This window comes from Streptococcus sp. SR4, assembly GCF_000517725.1.
In the GTDB taxonomy this organism is placed as follows: domain Bacteria; phylum Bacillota; class Bacilli; order Lactobacillales; family Streptococcaceae; genus Streptococcus; species Streptococcus salivarius_F.
Genome location: NZ_AZYW01000004.1, coordinates 1 through 1613, shown reverse-complemented (window position 1 = coordinate 1613; position 1613 = coordinate 1). Strand labels below are relative to the sequence as shown.

Annotated in this window: 1 protein-coding gene; it reads left to right on the top strand. The window is 43.5% G+C overall.

Annotated elements, in window-relative coordinates:
* Positions 1-1613 (top strand): SH3 domain-containing protein (locus HMPREF1519_RS10620; protein WP_037610417.1); only part of this gene is annotated, 1613 nt, incomplete at both ends.

The window sequence follows — 1613 nt, the reverse complement described above, 5'->3', positions numbered from 1 at the left end:
AATTGGTGCGAGCTTGATGCTTGGTGGGCATGCTTTGGCTCAGGAACAAGCCAATAGCACAGGTTCTATCACAGACTATGAAGTTACTGTAAATAATTCTGAAGCACCCCAAATTGACCAGGCAACTTCAGAAGCTGTTACCGATGTCCTCAATCAACCAGCTTCAAGATCTGAGGCGCCAAGACCTAAGCTTGTTAGCAGTGAAGTTGCTTCCTCTGAAGCTAGTAGTGTAGTGGTCAGTGAGGCTGCTTCTTTGGAAGTACCAGCAGAGGTTGCTCAATCTGCATCTGCTGTTGCTTCTGTTGCGAGCTCAGAGGTGGCTAGCCCACGTTATGAAGTGTCATCAGTAGCTAGCTCTGAAGTAGCTAGTGAAACTGACCGTTCAGCAACTTCAGAAGTAGCAGAAGTTAGAGGTACTGACCGTGAAGCTGTCGATACTAGTCTTCGTACTGTCTTAACTAATGCTAGTCAGCCAGGTGTAGATGGTCCAGTGACTGCTGATGGTTCTCTTGATATTCCATCAAACGGTACCTATTATTTCCGTCGCACAACAGAAATTCGTACTGCGCCAATCATGGATATCAAACCTACCTTCGTCTTTAGTGCAGGCGACCATGTTATCTATGACAAGGTCTTGAAGAGAGACAATCACCAATGGATTTCTTACATTGGTTACGACTATGAACGCTACTATGCTGATATCGCAGCTTTGAAGGCTGAAAATACTAGTAGCAACACTGAAGCGACTAGAGATGAAACTATCCCTGAACGTGGTACTTATTATTTCACTAAACCTGCAGATGTGAAGAATCAACCTAGCTTGACTGCTAAGACTGAGTTCAATTTTGATCCTGGTATGTCAGTCAACTACGATAGATCTTTGCTTGCTGACAACCACCGTTGGATTTCTTATACTTCGTACAGTGGTACTCGTCGTTATGTCGACCTAGGTGCTGTTGCAGAGGCTGTAGCTAAACCAAGAGGCGATATTGCTATTGAAAGTCATAACAATGGTGACTTTAGTGTGGTTATCAGTAATGTTTCAGATCAAAACGGTGTCCTTGGGGTATCTGTTCCAATCTGGTCTGAAAAGAATGGTCAAGATGACATCATCTGGTACAATGCGACTCGTCTTAACAATGGTAACTACAAGGTTAACGTCAGTCTAACTGACCACAAGAATGAACGTGGCCTCTACAATGTTCATCTTTACTATGTTGAAACTAATGGTAAATTAGTTGGTGTGGGTGGCACAACTTACACAGTTCCTGCCAAGGTTGAAGAAACTCATACAACTACTAGCTATAGCCTTCCTGATTCAGGAACTTATACCTTCAAAGAACGCTCTAGCATTAAGGCAGAACCTCGTGTGGCAAGCCCAGAGTTGGCCTACTACGATGCTGGTATGTCAGTCAACTATGACAAGATTGTCAGTGGTGATGGTTATGAATGGCTTTCTTACCTCAGCTACAATGGCAACCGACGTTATGTAGCCGTGGCAAAACTCGCTCAACAAGAAAGCAAACCAAGCGGTACTATCAATATTGAAAATCTCTCTAACCTTGGTTTTGATGTTCATATCACTAATGTTTCTGGTGGTGATAAAGCTATCC